Below are 16,237 nucleotides of genomic sequence, written 5' to 3'. Positions count from 1 at the left end.
CGAGTCGATTCCTCCGGAGCGTCAACGTGAAGAGAAACGTCCTGGGTTCGTGGCTGTTGATGGTGGGACTCGCCCTCGGGGTGGGCGTCACCGGTTGTGGAGACGATGACGAGGGGCCGCCGGACTCCGGGAATGTCGACTCGGGATACGACGCCGGGCGGGACAGTGGAACCCCTCCGGGGGATGCGGGCTGTGACGGAGGGCAGGGTGGTTGCGACGGCGGCCATCCCCCCGTGGATGGCGGAGAGGACGGAGGTCCCACGCCGACGGATGGTGGAGAGGACGGGGGGCCCACTCCAACGGATGGTGGCGAGGACGCGGGCCCTCCCGATTTCCGAGCGCACGTGCGCTTCATCAATGCCTTCGTCGGATTGAAGAACAACCCCACCGACGTGGCGGATCGGCCGTGGGAGCCCTTCCACGTCACCCTGCGCGTGGGCGACGCGGAGCCCTTCCCGGTGGTGAAGGCAGGCGCGGCGGCCGTGTCGGAGTTCCAGGAGGTCATCCTGACGGGGCCCACCCAGAGCGTGCGCGTGGTGGCTCGGGACGCGGAAGGCACGTTGGAGGCCCCGGACCTCGCGGCCCTCGCGGAAGTCACCCTGGCGGATGACGAGTGGGTGACCGTCGTCGGTGCCGGCTCGCTGCTCCAGGTCGGGCAGGAGCGCCCGGACAAGCCCAGGCTCGTGGTGCTCAGGGACCATGCGTTGACCCTCTCCGCGCAGCCAGGGAATGTGCACGTGCGCTTCATGTCCGCGGACCGGGTCCTCTCGGCCTCGGCCAGGCGCCGCCTCGCGAACGAGGCGGGCGAACCCTACGAGAACAACAGCGTGGATGCGTACTCGGCGGATGTCGTCGAGCAAGGCGTTCTGGTCCCCGTCGACACGAAGCGCGTGGCTGTCATTGGAACCTCGCCCATCTTCGCGCCCGCCCAGAGCGGCTGGCTGTTCTACTCCCTGGCGGACGGGACGCTGACGGAGGGCAAGGCGTACTACGCCATCAACACCGGCGAGGACCGACGCACCCTCTCGGACGAAGGGGCTCCCGCGTTGTTGTTCGTGACCGCGAAGGAGAACACGGTCGCGCGCTTCCAGCGTGGCCCGCTCGTGTACTTGTTCAACGGCCTGCTGCCAGCCACCGTCGGAGGGACGACGCCGCAGCTCCAGGCCATCCGCGGCTCGTCGAACATCGCGACCGCCATGGCCTACGGCGCCGCGCCAAAGGTGGCGGACCTGCCGGTGTCGACGACGGGCTTCTCGCTGCGCTTCACGGTGAATGGCCAGCCCGGGCAAGGGGTGCTGGAGGGCGCGGCCACAGGTCCCCTGGAGGCGGGTCGTCGCTACCTGGGCGTGCTGTGTGGCCGGGTGGAGGGCTCGCCCACGCTCACTGTCGTCAGGGATGAGTTCTCGGCGGAGGGCGCGCAGTCACCGTTCCTGCGCTTCATCCACTGCTCGGCCAGTTCGCCCACGCCGCTCACCTTCGGCTCCTATTCGTTCCAGGCCGACGGCTCCAGCCGGGAGGTCTTCACTCCGCTCTTCACGGGGGCGACCTTCGCCACGGCCACGCAGCCCGTCACGGGCGCGGCGTTCTCTCCGCCCGTGTCCACGACGACGCCGGTCTACACCTGGCTCGGCCTGAGGACCGCGGATGCGACGCCCATCGAGCGCACCATCCGGGGCCGCGTGCTGGGCACGCCCACCTTCCTCGTCCTCATCGGAGAGTGGGAGAACACCCTCACGTACCGCGCCATCAACACCCGCGTGAATGCCTGGAGCCCGTCCGCGCCGAACGACCCGAGTTTCAGTCCGCTGCCGGCGCCATGAGCCGGAATGCCTGACGCTGAAAACACCGACGCCCGCTCGGGGCCTGTCCTGGCCACCGGCGGGCGTCGCGTGTTTCTGGAAGCCCGGTGACGGGCCTTCCGGAGACTAGTTCACCTTGACCTGCAGCTCCTTGAGGACCTGGTCGCCGCGCATCACCGTCACGGTCCAGGTGCCGGGCTTGTTCAGTCGCACGCCCGTCCACTGCCGCGCGCGCCAGCCGTCGCCCTTGAGCTTCACGTCCTTCGTCTCGCGCACCACGGCGCCCTGCTTGGTCTGCACCATGACGTCCTCGTACGAGTCGCCCTGGGGCACCAGGTAGGCCTGCCACAGCATCACGGTGGTGTTCGCCTTGATGCCCTCGGCGCCGACCTCGGCGATGCACTCGTACTTGTTGGGGCCGTCCTTGGCCACCTCCGTACAGAGCTTGGCCTCCACCAGCACAGGACCTTGCTTCTGGCCGTTGTAGAAGTAGTTCCAGGTGTCACGCACCGCGTCGGCGCTCGGCGCCTTCGCGGGCTCCTTGGCCGGAGCCTCCGGCGCCGCGTCCTGCGCCAAGGCCAGCGACGACATCCCCAGCACCGCGCACACCATGCTCCGCGTCAGAAGCTTCTTCATGTTTCGGGGTCCCCTCGTTCGGTGAGTTCGAGCCGGCCTTCCCCGGCCGGCCTGGGCCCTGTGTAGCACGAAAGGCGAGGCCCTCGCCCAGCCTCACCCGAGCAGGAAGAAGGCCAGCGTCACCAGCGGCAGGTACACGAGGAAGGCCACCAGCAGGAAGCCGAGGATGTCCTTGAACTCGAGCCGCGCGACGGCCAGCAGCGGCAGCGCCCAGAAGGGCTGGATGAGGTCGGTGGCCATGTCGCCCCACGCATACGCGAGGACCACCTTCTCCGGCGCGACGCCCAGTCGACTGGCCGCGTCGAGGAGGTAGGGCGCCTCGATGGCCCACTTGGAGCCGCCCGAGGGGACGAAGTAGTTCACCACGCCGCTGTACAGATAGACGACGGCGGGGAACGTCTCCTTCGTGGACAGCGACACGAACAATTCGCCGATGCGGTCCGTGAGGCCCGTGGCCTTGAAGATGCCGTAGATGCCCGCGTAGAGCGGGAACTGGAGGACGATGCCGTGCAGCACGCTCCCGGCCTCCTCCGCCGCCTTGATGAGCCGCGCGGGGGTGCCGTGCAGCAGCACCGCGAGCACCAGGAAGGTGAAGTTCACCACGTTGAGGTTGAGCGCGCGCCAGCCGCCGTTCAGCCACAGGTAGCGGGAAAGCCACAGCAGGCCCAGCACGCCGAAGATGACGTTGAGCAGCCGCGCGTGGTCCAGCCAGATGGCCAGGCTCTTCTCCGCGGGGCGCTCGGGCGGGACGAAGTCTCCGAGCTTCTCCAGCACGGCGGGGTCCACGCGCACCACGTGCTCGGGCTTGGGGTGCAGCGCCCACGCGAGCAGCGTGAGGCCGGCGACGACGGACACGGTGAGCACCACGTTGAACGTGGAGAAGAGGGTCCGGTCGATGGGGATGAGGCCGATGCTCTTCTCCAGGAAGTGGCCCGGCGTGGCCACCAACAGCGGCGCGGAGGCGGACAGGCCCGCGTGCCACGTCGCGCCCAGGCCGAAGTACGCGCACGCGACGAGCAGTCGGTAGTCCACGTCCGGCCTGCGCCGCGCGACGTAGCGCACCAGCATGGCGCTGGCGACCAGGGACAGGCCCCAGTTGATGTACGCCAGCGCCATGGAGACGAAGGCCATCAACGCCACGGCGCCGCGCGGCGTGCGCGCCAGTCCGGAGACCTTCTCCAGGAGCGCGCGCACGGGCGTGGTGAGCGCCAGCAGGTAGCCGGTGAACATCACCAGCGCCATCTGCATGGAGAAGGTGAGCAGCTCCCAGAAGCCGCCGCCCCAGGCGTCGAGCACCTTGGGGGCGGGCGCGTCCGCCCAGCCCATGGCGAGCCCCATGGTGAGCAGGCTCAGCAGGACGGCGATGGAGAAGGCGCTGGGCACGAAGCGCGCGGAGAAGCGACCGAGGGCTTCGGCGATGCGGACGAGGGTCTCCACGCGGGCGGGCGCTCCTGGACGGTGTGCCCCTCGTTCTATGGCATCCCCGCACGCCGCGACCACTGTTGTCCGCGCGGCGCCTGACTCACCGCGCTACGGCTCGCCGCTGCCGCCGTACGCCTGGGTCTGCGCGTCGAGCTGCTCCCACGTGGCCTGGGCCTGCTCCTGTTCCGTGATGTTCGCGTCCACCTGGTCCCCAGCATCCCGAGCCTTGGCGCGTGCCTCCTCGAGATTCCGCGCGAGTTCATCGCCATCCACCTGCTGTGCTCGGACGTCTCCGGTGCGCTGGAGGGTGAGGAAGCGGGTCTGCGCCAGCTCCGCGTTCGCGACATCGAGCTCGCGCTCCCGCACCTGCACCACCGACTCGCGCGTGGTGACGGTCTTCTCATTCAGGGCCGTCTCCGCCTTCGCTGCGGCGAGCTCCGTGTTGGCCTGCGCCAGGTCGTTCTGCGCCAGGTCGATGGCGTCCGCCTGCCCCGTCTCCTGGGCCGCCGACAGCGCATCCACCGAGGCCTGCTGACGAGCCTCCGCGGCCTGCTCGCGCCCCTGCGCCACCTGCAGGTCTCGCTTGCCGTCCTCCACGGACACGTTCGCCCGCTCCTGTTGTTCCTCCGCCGTGCTCACGACGAGCTGCGCCTGACGCACGTCATCCATCTGGTCGGGAGGCACCCTCGCCATCCAGGAGTCCTCCACCTTCGCGGTCTCCACCTTCTTGTGGGAGTGGCTGGAGCTACAGCCACCTCCCAGCCCGAGAATGAGGGCCGCGGCGACTCCTCCCAGGACTCTTCGTCTGCTCACCTGTCTCATGATGACCCCTCCGATTCCACGTGGCCTCTCGTTGACGGTAGGCACGTCCGCGAGTGATGCCAGACACTCCTCGCGCATTGGCACGCGGCGGGAGAGCGGGCGCTTTCGGGGTCACCTGTTCCCTGGAGTGGTGCTCCCCCCGGAATGGAATGAGGCGGAGAGCGACGAGTAGCGCCCCGGCGCGATGGGTGGATGCGCGAGCACGGAGGGCCACAGGCCGCTCACGCAGAGGAGGGCGACCAACGTCAGCATCGTCCAGCGCTCGCGGGGCAGGAGGTCCTCGGTGCAAGCAGGCGTGCTGGGGACTCGGCGTGGGCCCAGGAAGGCGCGCTGGAAGGCTCGCAGGAACGTGATGGCATTGAGCGCGAGCGCCGGCAGCAGCGGCAGCGCGAGCAGGGGATGTGCTCCGAGCGTGCCTCGAAGGAGGAGGTCCTCGCTCACGAAGCCGAGCGTGCCCGGGAAGCCCAGGGCGGCGAGGCCGAGCAGCAGGAAGACCGTGGCCATGCGTGGCGCTCGGACCGTGAGCCCGCTGCGTGGGTCCAGGTTCGTGGTGCCCGTGCGCGCCTCGATGGCGCGGACGACGAGCTCCAGGCCCGTGAAGGTGAGGCCCATGGACAGACATTGGAGCCAGGCCCCGGGGAGCCCGGTGGGACCACCCAGCGTCACGCCCGCGAGCAGCAGGCCGGACTGACTCACGAGGAGGAAGGCCAACATGCGGCGCAGGTCTGTCTGGACGAGCGCGAGCAGCGCGCCGTAGAGCGCGGCGCCGGCTCCCAGGCTTCCCAGCGCGGGAGCCACGGTGGCCCACTCCTCGGGCAGGAGCGGTCGGATGACTTGTGTCAGCAACTGGAGGCTCGCGGCGAGGTTCATCCAGAGGACGCCGACGCAGAGGGGGCCTCGGGTCATCAGGACGGGCAGCCAGGAATGGAAGGGCACCACCGCCAGTCGCGCGCAGACGCTCACGAGGAGCAGCGTGCAGAGTCCCATGCGCCAGCCGTGAGGGAGGTCTCTGACGAGCGAGTCTCGCGGTGTCGCTACTCCCGTGTGCCAGCTCAGCAGCCCCACCAGCGCCACGGCCAGCATGAGGGGCAGGGTTCCTGCGAGCAGGTACGCGCGGACCGGGCGCCAGGCTCGTCCTTCGCGAGCGAGCTGTGCCGCCAGAGGTGCCGCCATGGCGAGGAAGAAGCCGAGTCGGAGCGGCAGGTCGCGTGCACAGAAGAAGCCCAGGGTGGCGCTCTCGGTGATGAGCAGTGCGGTGAGCAACCGCTGGCCGGAGGAGTGGCGGGGACTCGCGACGATGGTGACGAGGGTGAGCAGCGCGGTGAGTGGCAGCGCGAGCGCGCCCGCATCGTCCACGCCAAGGCGCCAGGTCACGCCGAGCCAGGGCGCCGTGACTCCGGAGGCAGGTGTCTCGCTTCCCGCGATGAGCAGCGCCGCGATGGCGAGCCCCAGGGTGAGGGCCGCGGTGCCCGTGGCGGTGATGCGGGCCAACGTGTGTTGACGCGGCACTGTGAGCAACAAGACGCCCACGAGAGGGAGTGACACCAGGAGGGTCAGGAGAATCGTCGGGCTCATGCGGCCCCCGGGGTGGGATTGCTCGATGCGGACTCGGTGGGACGCGACGCGGGTTGGACGGGAACCGGGCGTGGTGCTCCGGCATCGAGCATGTCCATCCAGCGGCGCTCTGCTTCATCCAACCGGTGCCCCAGGCGCAGCACGGGCTTCACCAGCCAGCGTTCCGTCAGGACCTCGAGCGCGAATCGCTCCAGTGCGAAGCGGTAGAGCCTCGTGGGTAGCCACCTGTGGACCGTGACGATGGAGGGTGCCCGTGTGTCTCGGAGCGCCGCGCGCCGTGCCTGGACATCCCTCAGGGCGGAAGGTGCTCGGAGGAGTTGAAGACAGCGCAAACAGGCATGTGCCACCAGATGGAACAGCGCGAGCGTGTACAGCCCGAGGCCCACCTCCGCGAACATCAATCCCACCTGCGTCAGCACGCCATACGCCAACGCGCTCTTCACATCTGTCTGCACCCGCCACACCAGGGTGGCGTGAAGGGCCGTGAGCAATCCGACCAGCACCAGCGCTCCCCTGGCCAGGGGTGCCTGCTCCAGCAGCGGTGCCGCGCGCAGCAGCAGATATGGGCCCGCGTGCACGGAGAGCGCTCCGTAGAACAGCGCGCTGGACGGCGTAGGGCCCTCCATGGCCCGAGGCAGCCAGCCACTGAAGGGGAACTGCGCCGACTTCCCCATGGCCGCCAGCACCAGACACAGGCTCAGCGTCGTCGACGGAATCGCGGAGAGGTGAGTCCACTCGGTCGTGCCCGCGAGGTGATGCAGCCACACCAGCCCCGCCAGCAAGCCCACGTCACAGAGTCGGTAGGTTCCAAAGGCCCGGAGCCCCGCGCTCAGTGGCGCGGCCCGTTCATGGAAGAAGCCGATGAGCAGCGCCGACGCGAGCCCCACCCACTCCCAGCCCACGAACAACATGTCGAGGCTGCCGCCTTCCACCAGCAACAACATCCCCGACGAGAACATCGCCAGCAGCAGGAAGAACCGCGCGAAGCCCGGCTCTCGATGCAGGTAGCTCACCGAGAAGCGGCCGATGAGCAGGGTCAGGGTGCTCGTCAGCAGCATCATCGTCGCCGACAACCGGTCAATGTGGAGTGTCATCTCGAAGCTCGACTCACCCGAGGAGAACCACGGGCCCAGGCTCACCTGCACGTCCCCGGGTTGGGAGCGCCAGTGGAGGACCGTGGCCACCGCACACGCCAGTGACAGCCACAGCGCCCCCAGTACCCAGCGCGCCATCCAGCGTTCGCTGGGAGCGCGGTGGAGCAGCATCACCGCTCCAAGGATGAAGAAGGCGAGCAGGGGACTCAGCGGCACCGCCGCCGCGAGCCAGTCCACGGGAAGCTCAGGGAGCGGCATGACGGTCTTCTCCGAAGGAGCGCGGCGCGAGAATGAGGGCAGGGGGCAGGAAGTCGCGGTGGCCTCGGTACCAGTGGGGCGAGGAGGCCACCTCCGGCAACGATGTCTCCGGTGTCGCGAGCCACTGGAACCCGGAGGGCGTGAAGCGATGCTGCGCGCCCGTCATCGGGTCCACGCTCACGAGCTGCACCCACTGATGATGGATGAGCTCGCGGAGCGCGGGCTGTCGCGCGAGGATGGCCGACAGCACCGAGGTGCTCGCCTCGACAACGAGGAGCAATCGCATCGGCTCGTGGATTTCAATCATCTGCCGAGGCAACCCCGTGCGCAGGTCACTCTCTGTGCCGTCCATCACTCCGAGCAGGCCCGTGAGGTTGTGGGGCAGCTTGGTGCCGCAGCCGTAGCGCTCGTTGTCGACGCAGGAGAAGTAGTACTCCAGGCTGATGCCCGCGCCGACGGGGCCCGCCGCCAGGAGGATGCGCTCGACGATTTCGCCGCTCGCGTCCCGCGTCGGGTCGTAGGAGATGAGGAACGCCCTCCGGTCCAGGAACAGACCTCGCGTGAGCGCTCGACGGCCCACGATGCAGGACGCGATGGTGACATGCCCCAGCTCGGGCCGGGGCTGACCCAAGTCCTCCGCGCGAGCCTCGACATGCCGGAGCGCCGCGGAGGTAGACAGGCCGAGGGGCGCGGACTCAAAGCGCCGACAGCGCTCCTGGGCTGACAATGCGCGGGCACGGTCCAACGCGGCACGCAGCGCGGACAGTTCACAATGGAGGGCGTCGGGGAGGGCCTCGGTGTCGTGGAGGCACACTTCATCGGTGGTGGTGTTGTGCAGCCCTCCGATGAACCAGGTGGTGTCCGGGATGTGAAGGCCGCGCTCCCGGAGCCTCGCGCGGACCTCCGGACGGTTGGCCATCTCCGCGAAGAGTCGTGCGTTCGGTCCTCCGTGCCGACCGCCACACGCGCCGCAGTCATAGGCCGCCTGATGGGGATTGTTGACGCTCGCCGCCCCATGGCCGAGCACCACCACCAACGGCGCGAAGTCCTTCACCAGTCCCAGGCTCTCCAGCGACGCGGCCACGCGCGCCGCCTTCTCGTCGAGGGTGAAGCCCAGGGGCTTGAGCGTGGGTGAGGGACGGTGGGTGGTTGGCTCGCGCAGGCTCGTGAGTCGAGTGGGCGGCCTGGGAAGGAGTGTCGCGGAGAAGGTCCTCCGCAGCCTGCCCAGTGCGCGTGGAAAGAGGAGCTGCCAGGGCAGGAGCAGCGCGGACAGCAGGCCGAGCAGCGGCACGAGCAACCAGGAGACCTCCAGGGCGTGGGTGCCCTGCTGCAACGTCTGGTCGAGGCGTGCCCACAGCCCTCGTCTCCTGACTCGGATTTCCGCGAGGGGTTGGTGCTCCGGTCGCGCTTGTTCTTCCACGACATGTGCCGGGGTGACGACCACCGGGCACAGCGCGACGTGGCCCACGTCGTCCAGTCCCCGGTAGTCGAAGGCCACACCGAAGAAGCCCGCGATGCCGAAGGTCTCGTGTCGCGCGTCCAGTTCCTCGAAGTGGCGGCGAAAGGACTCCTCGCGGTCGTCCATGCAGAACATCACCTGGAAGCGCGCTGCCGTCACCGTGCGCTCGGACTCCGGGCGGAGGCGGTTGCGCGCGAGACCTCGACAGACCTCTCTTCGGTAGTGATGCTCGTACGCCGCTTGCCACACGCGTTGGCGCGCGCTGGCGTCGAAGGCTTCCAGCCACGTGAGCAGCTCGTGTCGGGCTCGGAGGGGAAGCTCGGCCACGTCCATCGCGGACAGGCCCATGAGCTGAGCCCACTGGAAGAGTCGCCAGCTTCCCTCCAATGTCGAGCGCGCTGAAACCCGCGTGGACTCGATGGTGCGTCTCGCGGCCTCCGCCAGTCCCGACAGGGGACCTGTGTAGTCGAGTCGCTGCCTCGCCACCTCGCGCAGTGCATGTCGTTCCAGGGTGAGCCGCACCGCGACGAAGTCCATCAGTCGCGCGGGTGGTGCTCCACTGGGGCGGTCCCCGGGGTGGTGCTCCAGTCGATGAAACATCCCCGCCCAGCCCGGCAGCGCGAGCAGCACGCGGACGAGATAGGGCTCCCAGTCGGCTTCGGGAACACCCAGCGCGTCGAGTGCCTCCAGTACGGCATCCTCTGGCGCGAGTGACGGTTCGTCTTCCAGTCCCTCCAGCCAGTCCGGTGCGGCGCCAAGCCCGTCGCACGTCATTGACCTCCATGCCGCGTGGAAGCCGTGCTCCCGGCTTGGCAGGTTCCAGTGCGAGACGCCTTCGTCCAGGAAGGCCGCGCAGGCACGGATGAGCAGGGGATGAAGCAGGTCGTTCACATCCTCGCCCGTGGCCTCGCACAGCAACTCGCGGTGGCTGCGCACGTCCGTCATCGGAGGCTTGTCGTGTCCCTTGGTCGTCAGCAGCGGCGTGCGGCAACTGGACCAGAGGGCACTCACCGCGAAGGGCTCGGGATTGGTCTCCATGCGCTCACGGAGTGAGCCCAGGCTCCCATCACCTCCGAAGGCCGAGGCCAACGCCGAAGTGACACAGGACGCCTCCGCGCTCAGCCAGTCTTCCCTCGTGAACGAGGTCTCTCCGTCGAGCAGGGCGGAGACCCGGTCGACATATGCGCTCGCACGGGCTGCGGGGATGCCCAGCAGTCGCAGCGCCACGTCCACGGGAAGAGGACGGGGGACGTGGCTCGCCACCGCGCGAACGGTGGACTCCACGTCGGGACCGAGCAGCGCGCACGCCAGCTCCGTCATCGTCCAGCCTCGTCCCACCCGGTCCATCCAGATGCGCAGCCCCTGGGCTGAGCGCTCCAGCAGCGCGTGACGCGTCGTCGGAGAGAGGTCCGCTCGAAGGCGGTACGCGGCGGAGTGCTCCTCCAGCTTCCAGCGCAGTGACGCCTCCGACTCCACTTCCACGGGGTGGAGCAGGGCGAGCCGCATCAGCTCCATGGGGGCGCGTGGCGGCAAGCCGCCCAGCACCGATTGCGCGTCCCGTAAAAGTCTCGACGCAGATGCGCGTGCGTCTCGCCGCGCGGCCGGTGCCAGGCCTGGCTCGAGGGTGAAGTGGACAGCCTGTCCTGTTGGGGCCGCGACCGCCTGCGCCGAGCATGGCTCGTCGGTGAAGAAGGCACTCCATTTCGTTGAGTCCGCGAACCGCGCTGCCCACTCGGCGGGAGCCGCGTCCTGCGCCGTGAATGCGGCGCTCTGTCTCTCCGCATCGGCGGAGAAGGGAGCGGGTGGCACGCGGTACTCGGGCTCCGCGAGCACTGCGCGCAAGTCCTCGTCGGTGATGCGGCCTCGCCGGTACAGCTCGAGAAAGCGCGCCTCGGACAGATATCCCTCCGCGCCGAACGTCTTGCTCGCGGTGGCCACCGCCTCGTGGAACGGGAGGTGTTGATACGCGTGCAGCGTGTTGTGGTGCACGAACACGCCGATGGGACCCTGGGCGGGAAGGACGTGGCTGGCGCCGGCCAACGCGGCGCGCAGCCTTGAACCCCGGTCCTCCGGGGACGGGGACGAAGTGGGACAGGGAGCGTGGCTCATGGTGTCCCCTCAGGGCGTGAGCCCCAGGTTGCCGCTCGGCGCCTTCTTCCGCGCGGACAGCGGATGCGAGGACATTCCCCGGTGTTGCTCCAACCCGAGCACTCGAAGCTGTCGCCCCTCCCGCGACAGCTCCGCCTCCAGCTCGTGCAGCCGCTGCATCACCGTGTGGTCCACGAGGCGGGCTTCCGTCAGGTCCACCTCGATGATCCGGACGAGAGCGTGCCGGTTCAGAAGCTTCTTGAACGTCAGGAAGTTGGTGAACACCGCCGCGCTCCGCACCCGCAGCACCACCTGGTCCGCGCCCACCTGCTCCTGGATGTCGGGGCGGAAGAGCTCCCTCGGTGAAGCCCCGTTGAGCAGATGCACGCCCGCCTTCAGGACGATGCCCGAGGCCACGCCCACCAGCAGGTCCGTGGCCAGCGTGACGATGAGCGTGAAGCAGAAGATGAGCACCTGCTCCGCGCCAATCCGGTACGCCTTCACCAGCTCACCCGGCGACGCGAGTCGGACGCCCGTGAAGATGAGCATCCCCGCGAGCGCGGCCAGCGGAATGCGGTGGATGAGTCCCGGCGCGAAGGCCACGAACCCCCACAGGAACACGCCGTGGAAGAAGTTCGACAGCCGGCTCCTCGCGCCGTAGCCCAGGTTGGCGGAGCTGCGCACCACCTCTGAAATCATCGGCAGCCCGCCCAGCAACCCCGCCACCAGGTTGCCCAGGCCCGTGGCCAACAAGTCCTTGTCCAAATCCGAGCGGCGCTGCTCCGGGGCCAGCAGGTCCACCGCCTTCACCGTCAACAGCGACTCCACGCTGCCCACCAACGCGAACATCACCACGTACTTGAGCCCCAGCACGCTCGGCACGGTGGAGAAGTCCGGGAAGGTGATGGCCGCGAGCAGGTTGCTCGGCAGGTTCACCAGATGGCCTGGCCCCACCGAGAAGACCGCATGGGAGAAGGTGAACGTGTGTGCGTGCTCCAGGTCGAACCCGAGCGCCAGCGGTACAGCGACGGCCAGCACCAGCAGGGGCGCCGGCACCCGCTTGAGCCACGCCACCCGCTGGGAGAGCGCCGCATGGCCGAACAGCAACAGGAGGCTGAGCCCTCCGATGAGTGCAATCTCCGGGTTCAGCCGCGCCACGCTGCTCGGCACCTCCGCCAACAACCCCAGGGGCGTCCGCGCCACGGGTGACACCCCGAGCAGCACGTGGACCTGTCTTGCGCAGATGGTGACGCCGATGGCCGCGAGCATCCCGTGCACCACCGCCGAGGGAAACAGGTCCCCCAGCCTCCCCGCGCGCAGCACCGCGAAGAGCACCTGGAGGCACGCGGCCACCACGATGGTCGCCAGCGCGCGACGGTAGCCGAGCACCGCGTCCCCTCCGCCCAGCTCCGTCACCGCCCCGAGCGCGATGACGATGAGCCCCGCGGCCGGGCCCTTGATGGTCAGCCGCGCGCTGCCCACCCACGTCGACAGCACTCCGCCCACCACCGCCGTGAGGATGCCCGCCACGGGCGGAAAGCCGCTCGCCATCGCGATACCCAGACACAAGGGCAACGCGAGCAGGAAGACGAGGAAGCCCGCGACGAAGTCCTGCTTCCAGGAAGCCTGCCCCGGGGTTCCATGAGAATGACTGACATTGGACTGCGAGCCTCGCATGACGTCACGGCCTCCCGTGTACACGGGCGGACATCGCCTCCCAGCGCGAGCCCAGCCCCCTCGACAGCGAGAGATGGAACGAGACGCGCTCCGGTTCCCGGACTTGCTTTACTTCGCGTTTTTACGGCTGATGCGGGACGCGCTCTTTATGAGCAGGTCATCACCCGTCTGGGATGTCTTGGTTTCTTGGGGGATGGGTTCGTGGGCGGTGTCGTGTCTGGATTGAAAATGAAACAGAGTGAGTCGCCCGCGGAGCTCGGTGCGCGAGAGCGATTCGAGGTCGTGGTGGAGCCGCTGTTGCCCCGGCTCCATCGCTTCTGCCTGGCCTTGTGTCGCAGCCGGCAGGAGGCGGAGGACCTGCTCCAGGACTCGCTGGTGCGGGCCTTCCTGAACTGGGATTCGCGAGACTCGGGTTCGTGGCTGGGCTGGTTGTGTGGCATCGCGCGACACCAGTTCCTGGAGAACCGGCGCACGCAGGCGCGGCGGCGTTCGCTGTTGGACTCGGTGCTGGAAGGGGCCTCGTCGGTGCTGGGCTCGCTCTTCGAGGGCGGAACCGAGCAGCCGGACCCGGAGGCACGGCTGTGCGGCGCCGAGGAGGCGGAGCTGGTGCTGGCGTGTCTGCACGCGCTGCCTGAGAAGTTCCGGCTGGTGGTGCTGCTGTGTGACGTGGAGGACCTGGACTACGAGGAGGTGGCGCGGGTGCTCGCGCTGCCCCTGGGCACGGTGAAGAGTCGACACTCTCGGGGCCGGGCGCGGCTGGGCGTGTTGTTCACGGAGTCCTCCAGCCGTCAGGCTCAGACTGTCAGCGAGGGAGGCCGTCCATGAGCACCGAGGATGAGGGCGGGCCACCGCCACTTCCCGAGAAGGTCCGCGCGGCGCTGGAGGCGCTTCGGGGCGAGAAGCCCTCGCCCCACCTGCGGGCCCGGCTCCAGGCCGCGCTCATCCGGGCCGAGCACTCCCGTGGGCGCGAGCCAACGCAGACACCTACCCCAAGAGCCCTGTCGCACCATCCCGCCGCGCGCGTGCTGGTGGGCGCGGCGCTGGCGGGCGCGCTGGCCCTGCTGCTGCTCGCGCGAGGGGATGAGAGTGGACCCTTGAGCCCTGAACTCCTGCCCGCGAGGGAGGTCGCCTTTCGACTTCCAGGCGATGGAGCCGGCTGGCTGGAGTTGCCCTGGGCCCACGGCGTCCACTCCGGAGAGCCCGCCACCGTCTGGCTCGAGACGCCGCCCCCGCTGGATTTCCATCCCCGGCTGCGAGATGCGCCCTCGCTCGCGAAGGTGGACTGCGACGAGGCCCGCTGCGTGCACGAGTTCACCGCGCGGACCGGAGCCGCCGCCACGCCCCTGCGCGTGCGCATCGACAAGCCGGGCCGCTACGAGTTCCGGGTGTCGCACGCCTCGGATGTGCGACACGTCCAGGAGCACTTCGTGGTGGTCGCCGACCAGGCCGGTCCCCCCTGAACCCACCCCTGTAACCAATCCAGGGGCGCGGACGCCGGGTTTTGCGGTATGAGCCCGTCCATGTCTCCTTCCGAGCAAGCGCCGCGGCAGGACGCGCGCGTGACCACTGGCGTGCCCGGCCTCGACGGCGTGCTGGGTGGTGGCCTCGTCACCTCGGGTGTCTACATCGTCGTCGGTGAGCCCGGGGCGGGCAAGACGCTCTTCGCCAACCAGCTCTGCTACCACCAGGGACGTGGAGGGGCGCGGTGCCTCTACGTCACGCTGCTGGCCGAGTCGCACGCTCGCATGCTCGCCAACATGCGCGACATGGCGTTCTTCGACTCCGCGCTGCTGCCGGAGAGTGTCTATTACGTCAGCGGCTTCCGCACGCTGGAGGAGCAGGGCCTGCCCGGCCTGCTGGAGTTGCTGCGGCGCGAGGTGCGCAACCACAACACCAGCATCCTGGTGTTGGACGGTCTGGTGCAGGCGCAGGAGGCGGCCGGCAGCAGTCGCGACTTCAAGAAGTTCATCCACGAGCTGCAGGTGTCCGCGGGCCTGTCCCGCTTCACCGCGCTGATGCTCACCAGCTCCAACGGCCCCACCGTCCATCCGGAATACACCATGGTGGACGGCATCCTGGAGTTGCGCGAGCGCACCCTGGGCGTGCGCTCGTGGCGAGAGCTCCAGGTGCGCAAGTTCCGGGGGGGCGCCACCCTGAGCGGCGTGCACACCTTCCGCATCTCCAATGATGGGTTGGAGGTCTTCCCCCGGCTGGAGGCGCGCATGCGGCGCACCCCGCCGCCGGACCCGGGGAGCGAGCGGGTGCATTTCGGCATCCCGTCGATGGATGCGCTCTTCCCGGGCGGGCTGGCCAAGGGCTCCACGTCGCTGATGCTCGGGCCTCCCGGCAGTGGCAAGACGCTGATGGGAAGCAGCTTGCTCGCCGAGGGGCTGAAGCGGGGTGAGCGCTGTTTGTACATGGGCTTCTATGAGTCGCCCGAACGGCTGCTCCACAAGGCGGCTGCCGCCGGCATGGACATGGGTGGGGCGGTCAAGGACGGGAGGATGCACATCCTCTGGCAACCCCCCGCGGAATCCATCCTGGATGTGCTGGCGGACCAACTCTTGAGCGCGGTGCGGCGGCACCAGGTGTCGCGGGTGTTCGTGGATGGGTTGAGCGCGATGAGCCAGGCCTCCCCGGATGGCTCGCGGATGAGTTCGTTCTTCGCGGCGCTCACCCAGGAGCTGCGCCTGTCGTGCGCGACGACCATCTTCAGCCTGGAGACGCCCCGCCTCTTCGGGCCCGCGCTCGACATGCCGCTGGAAGTCGGCCCCTCCGCCGTGGCGGAGAACCTCTTCTTCCTGAGGCACGTGGAGCTGGAGGGGCGACTTCGCCGCCTGCTGAGCATCTTCAAGCTGAGGGACACCGAGTACGACCCCTCCATCCGGGAGTTCATCATCTCCCGACAAGGAATCGAGGTACTGCCTCCCTTCGACGTTGCCCTGGACACCCTGTTGACGGGCCTTGCCCGACACCGGACCGGTGGCCATCCCTGATTCGTGAGGAGTGAAGCCCGCCCGTATGGAGACGGTCCTGGTGGTGGATGACGAGCAAGGCATCCTGGAAGCCCTCGCGGACCTCCTGAGGGAGGAGGGCTACCGTGTGCTGACGGCCTCTCATGGCCGTGAGGCGCTGGAGCGGATGAGCGAGCTGCGTCCGGACCTGGTCCTCACCGATTGGATGATGCCGGTGCTGGACGGCCCCGCCCTCATCGAGCGCATCCGCGCGGAACCGAACTGGGCCGGTGTGTCGCTCTTGTGCATGAGCGCGGTGGACGTGGGAGCGTTGCGGGCCCAGTACCCGGGCATTCCCTTCCTCCAGAAGCCCTTCGACATTCCCGCGCTGATGAAGCAGGTCCGCAAGGCCCTGGACGGCAAGCGCGCTCTCTCCGGCTGACGCGAACGCCG

General features: G+C 68.9%; 12 protein-coding genes. 5 read left to right on the top strand and 7 right to left on the bottom strand.

Annotated features, from left to right (window positions below; translation table 11 throughout):
* Positions 1-26: 26 nt before the first annotated feature.
* Complete coding sequence (locus HUA75_RS32705; protein ID WP_174488605.1) at positions 27-1,820, top strand: DUF4397 domain-containing protein; 1,794 nt, start codon at positions 27-29, stop codon at positions 1,818-1,820.
* 105 nt (positions 1,821-1,925) lie between these two features.
* On the opposite strand, the gene HUA75_RS32700 is transcribed toward HUA75_RS32705, so the two are convergent.
* The 7 genes from HUA75_RS32700 to HUA75_RS32670 form a co-directional block, all read right to left on the bottom strand.
* A complete protein-coding gene (locus tag HUA75_RS32700) occupies positions 1,926-2,435 on the bottom strand; it encodes a hypothetical protein (protein WP_141641836.1) in 510 nt (169 codons plus the stop codon).
* Positions 2,436-2,528: 93 nt separating this feature from the next.
* Positions 2,529-3,872 (bottom strand): TIGR00366 family protein, encoded by a 1,344-nt coding sequence (locus HUA75_RS32695; RefSeq protein WP_174488604.1) that lies wholly within the window; start codon positions 3,870-3,872, stop codon positions 2,529-2,531.
* A 93-nt stretch (positions 3,873-3,965) separates the two neighbouring features.
* On the bottom strand, positions 3,966-4,679 hold the full coding sequence (locus tag HUA75_RS32690; protein WP_174488603.1) for a hypothetical protein: 714 nt from the start codon (positions 4,677-4,679) through the stop codon (positions 3,966-3,968).
* 111 nt (positions 4,680-4,790) lie between these two features.
* Positions 4,791-6,254 (bottom strand): proton-conducting transporter membrane subunit, encoded by a 1,464-nt coding sequence (locus HUA75_RS32685; RefSeq protein WP_174488602.1) that lies wholly within the window; start codon positions 6,252-6,254, stop codon positions 4,791-4,793.
* Positions 6,251-7,606, bottom strand: a complete 1,356-nt coding sequence (locus HUA75_RS32680) for an NADH-quinone oxidoreductase subunit L (protein WP_174488601.1) — start codon at positions 7,604-7,606, stop codon at positions 6,251-6,253. The genes HUA75_RS32685 and HUA75_RS32680 overlap by 4 nt, the downstream gene beginning before the upstream one ends.
* The gene (locus HUA75_RS32675; RefSeq protein WP_174488600.1) at positions 7,593-11,174 is read right to left on the bottom strand and encodes a DUF2309 domain-containing protein; all 3,582 of its coding nucleotides are present in this window, start codon (positions 11,172-11,174) and stop codon (positions 7,593-7,595) included. The genes HUA75_RS32680 and HUA75_RS32675 overlap by 14 nt, the downstream gene beginning before the upstream one ends.
* Before the next feature lie 9 nt (positions 11,175-11,183).
* Positions 11,184-12,830 (bottom strand): SulP family inorganic anion transporter, encoded by a 1,647-nt coding sequence (locus tag HUA75_RS32670; RefSeq protein WP_174488599.1) that lies wholly within the window; start codon positions 12,828-12,830, stop codon positions 11,184-11,186.
* A gap of 228 nt (positions 12,831-13,058) precedes the next feature.
* Between HUA75_RS32670 and HUA75_RS32665 the strand changes: the two genes are divergently transcribed.
* The 4 genes from HUA75_RS32665 (at position 13,059) to HUA75_RS32650 (ending at position 16,226) form a co-directional block, all read left to right on the top strand.
* Positions 13,059-13,655, top strand: a complete 597-nt coding sequence (locus HUA75_RS32665; RefSeq protein ID WP_174488598.1) for an RNA polymerase sigma factor — start codon at positions 13,059-13,061, stop codon at positions 13,653-13,655.
* The gene (locus tag HUA75_RS32660) at positions 13,652-14,290 is read left to right on the top strand and encodes a hypothetical protein (RefSeq protein WP_174488597.1); all 639 of its coding nucleotides are present in this window, start codon (positions 13,652-13,654) and stop codon (positions 14,288-14,290) included. Before HUA75_RS32665 ends, HUA75_RS32660 begins: the two co-directional genes overlap by 4 nt.
* Before the next feature lie 99 nt (positions 14,291-14,389).
* Entirely contained in the window at positions 14,390-15,826 is a 1,437-nt protein-coding gene (locus HUA75_RS32655; RefSeq protein WP_246137080.1) for an ATPase domain-containing protein, read from the top strand.
* A gap of 25 nt (positions 15,827-15,851) precedes the next feature.
* Positions 15,852-16,226, top strand: a complete 375-nt coding sequence (locus HUA75_RS32650; RefSeq protein ID WP_141641826.1) for a two-component system response regulator — start codon at positions 15,852-15,854, stop codon at positions 16,224-16,226.
* The last annotated feature ends 11 nt before the right edge of the window (positions 16,227-16,237 follow it).

It is taken from the genome of Myxococcus sp. CA040A (assembly GCF_013336725.1).
In the GTDB taxonomy this organism is placed as follows: domain Bacteria; phylum Myxococcota; class Myxococcia; order Myxococcales; family Myxococcaceae; genus Myxococcus; species Myxococcus llanfairpwllgwyngyllgogerychwyrndrobwllllantysiliogogogochensis.
The sequence above is the reverse complement of the archived record's forward strand: the minus strand, read 5'-3'. Positions and strand labels throughout refer to the sequence as shown.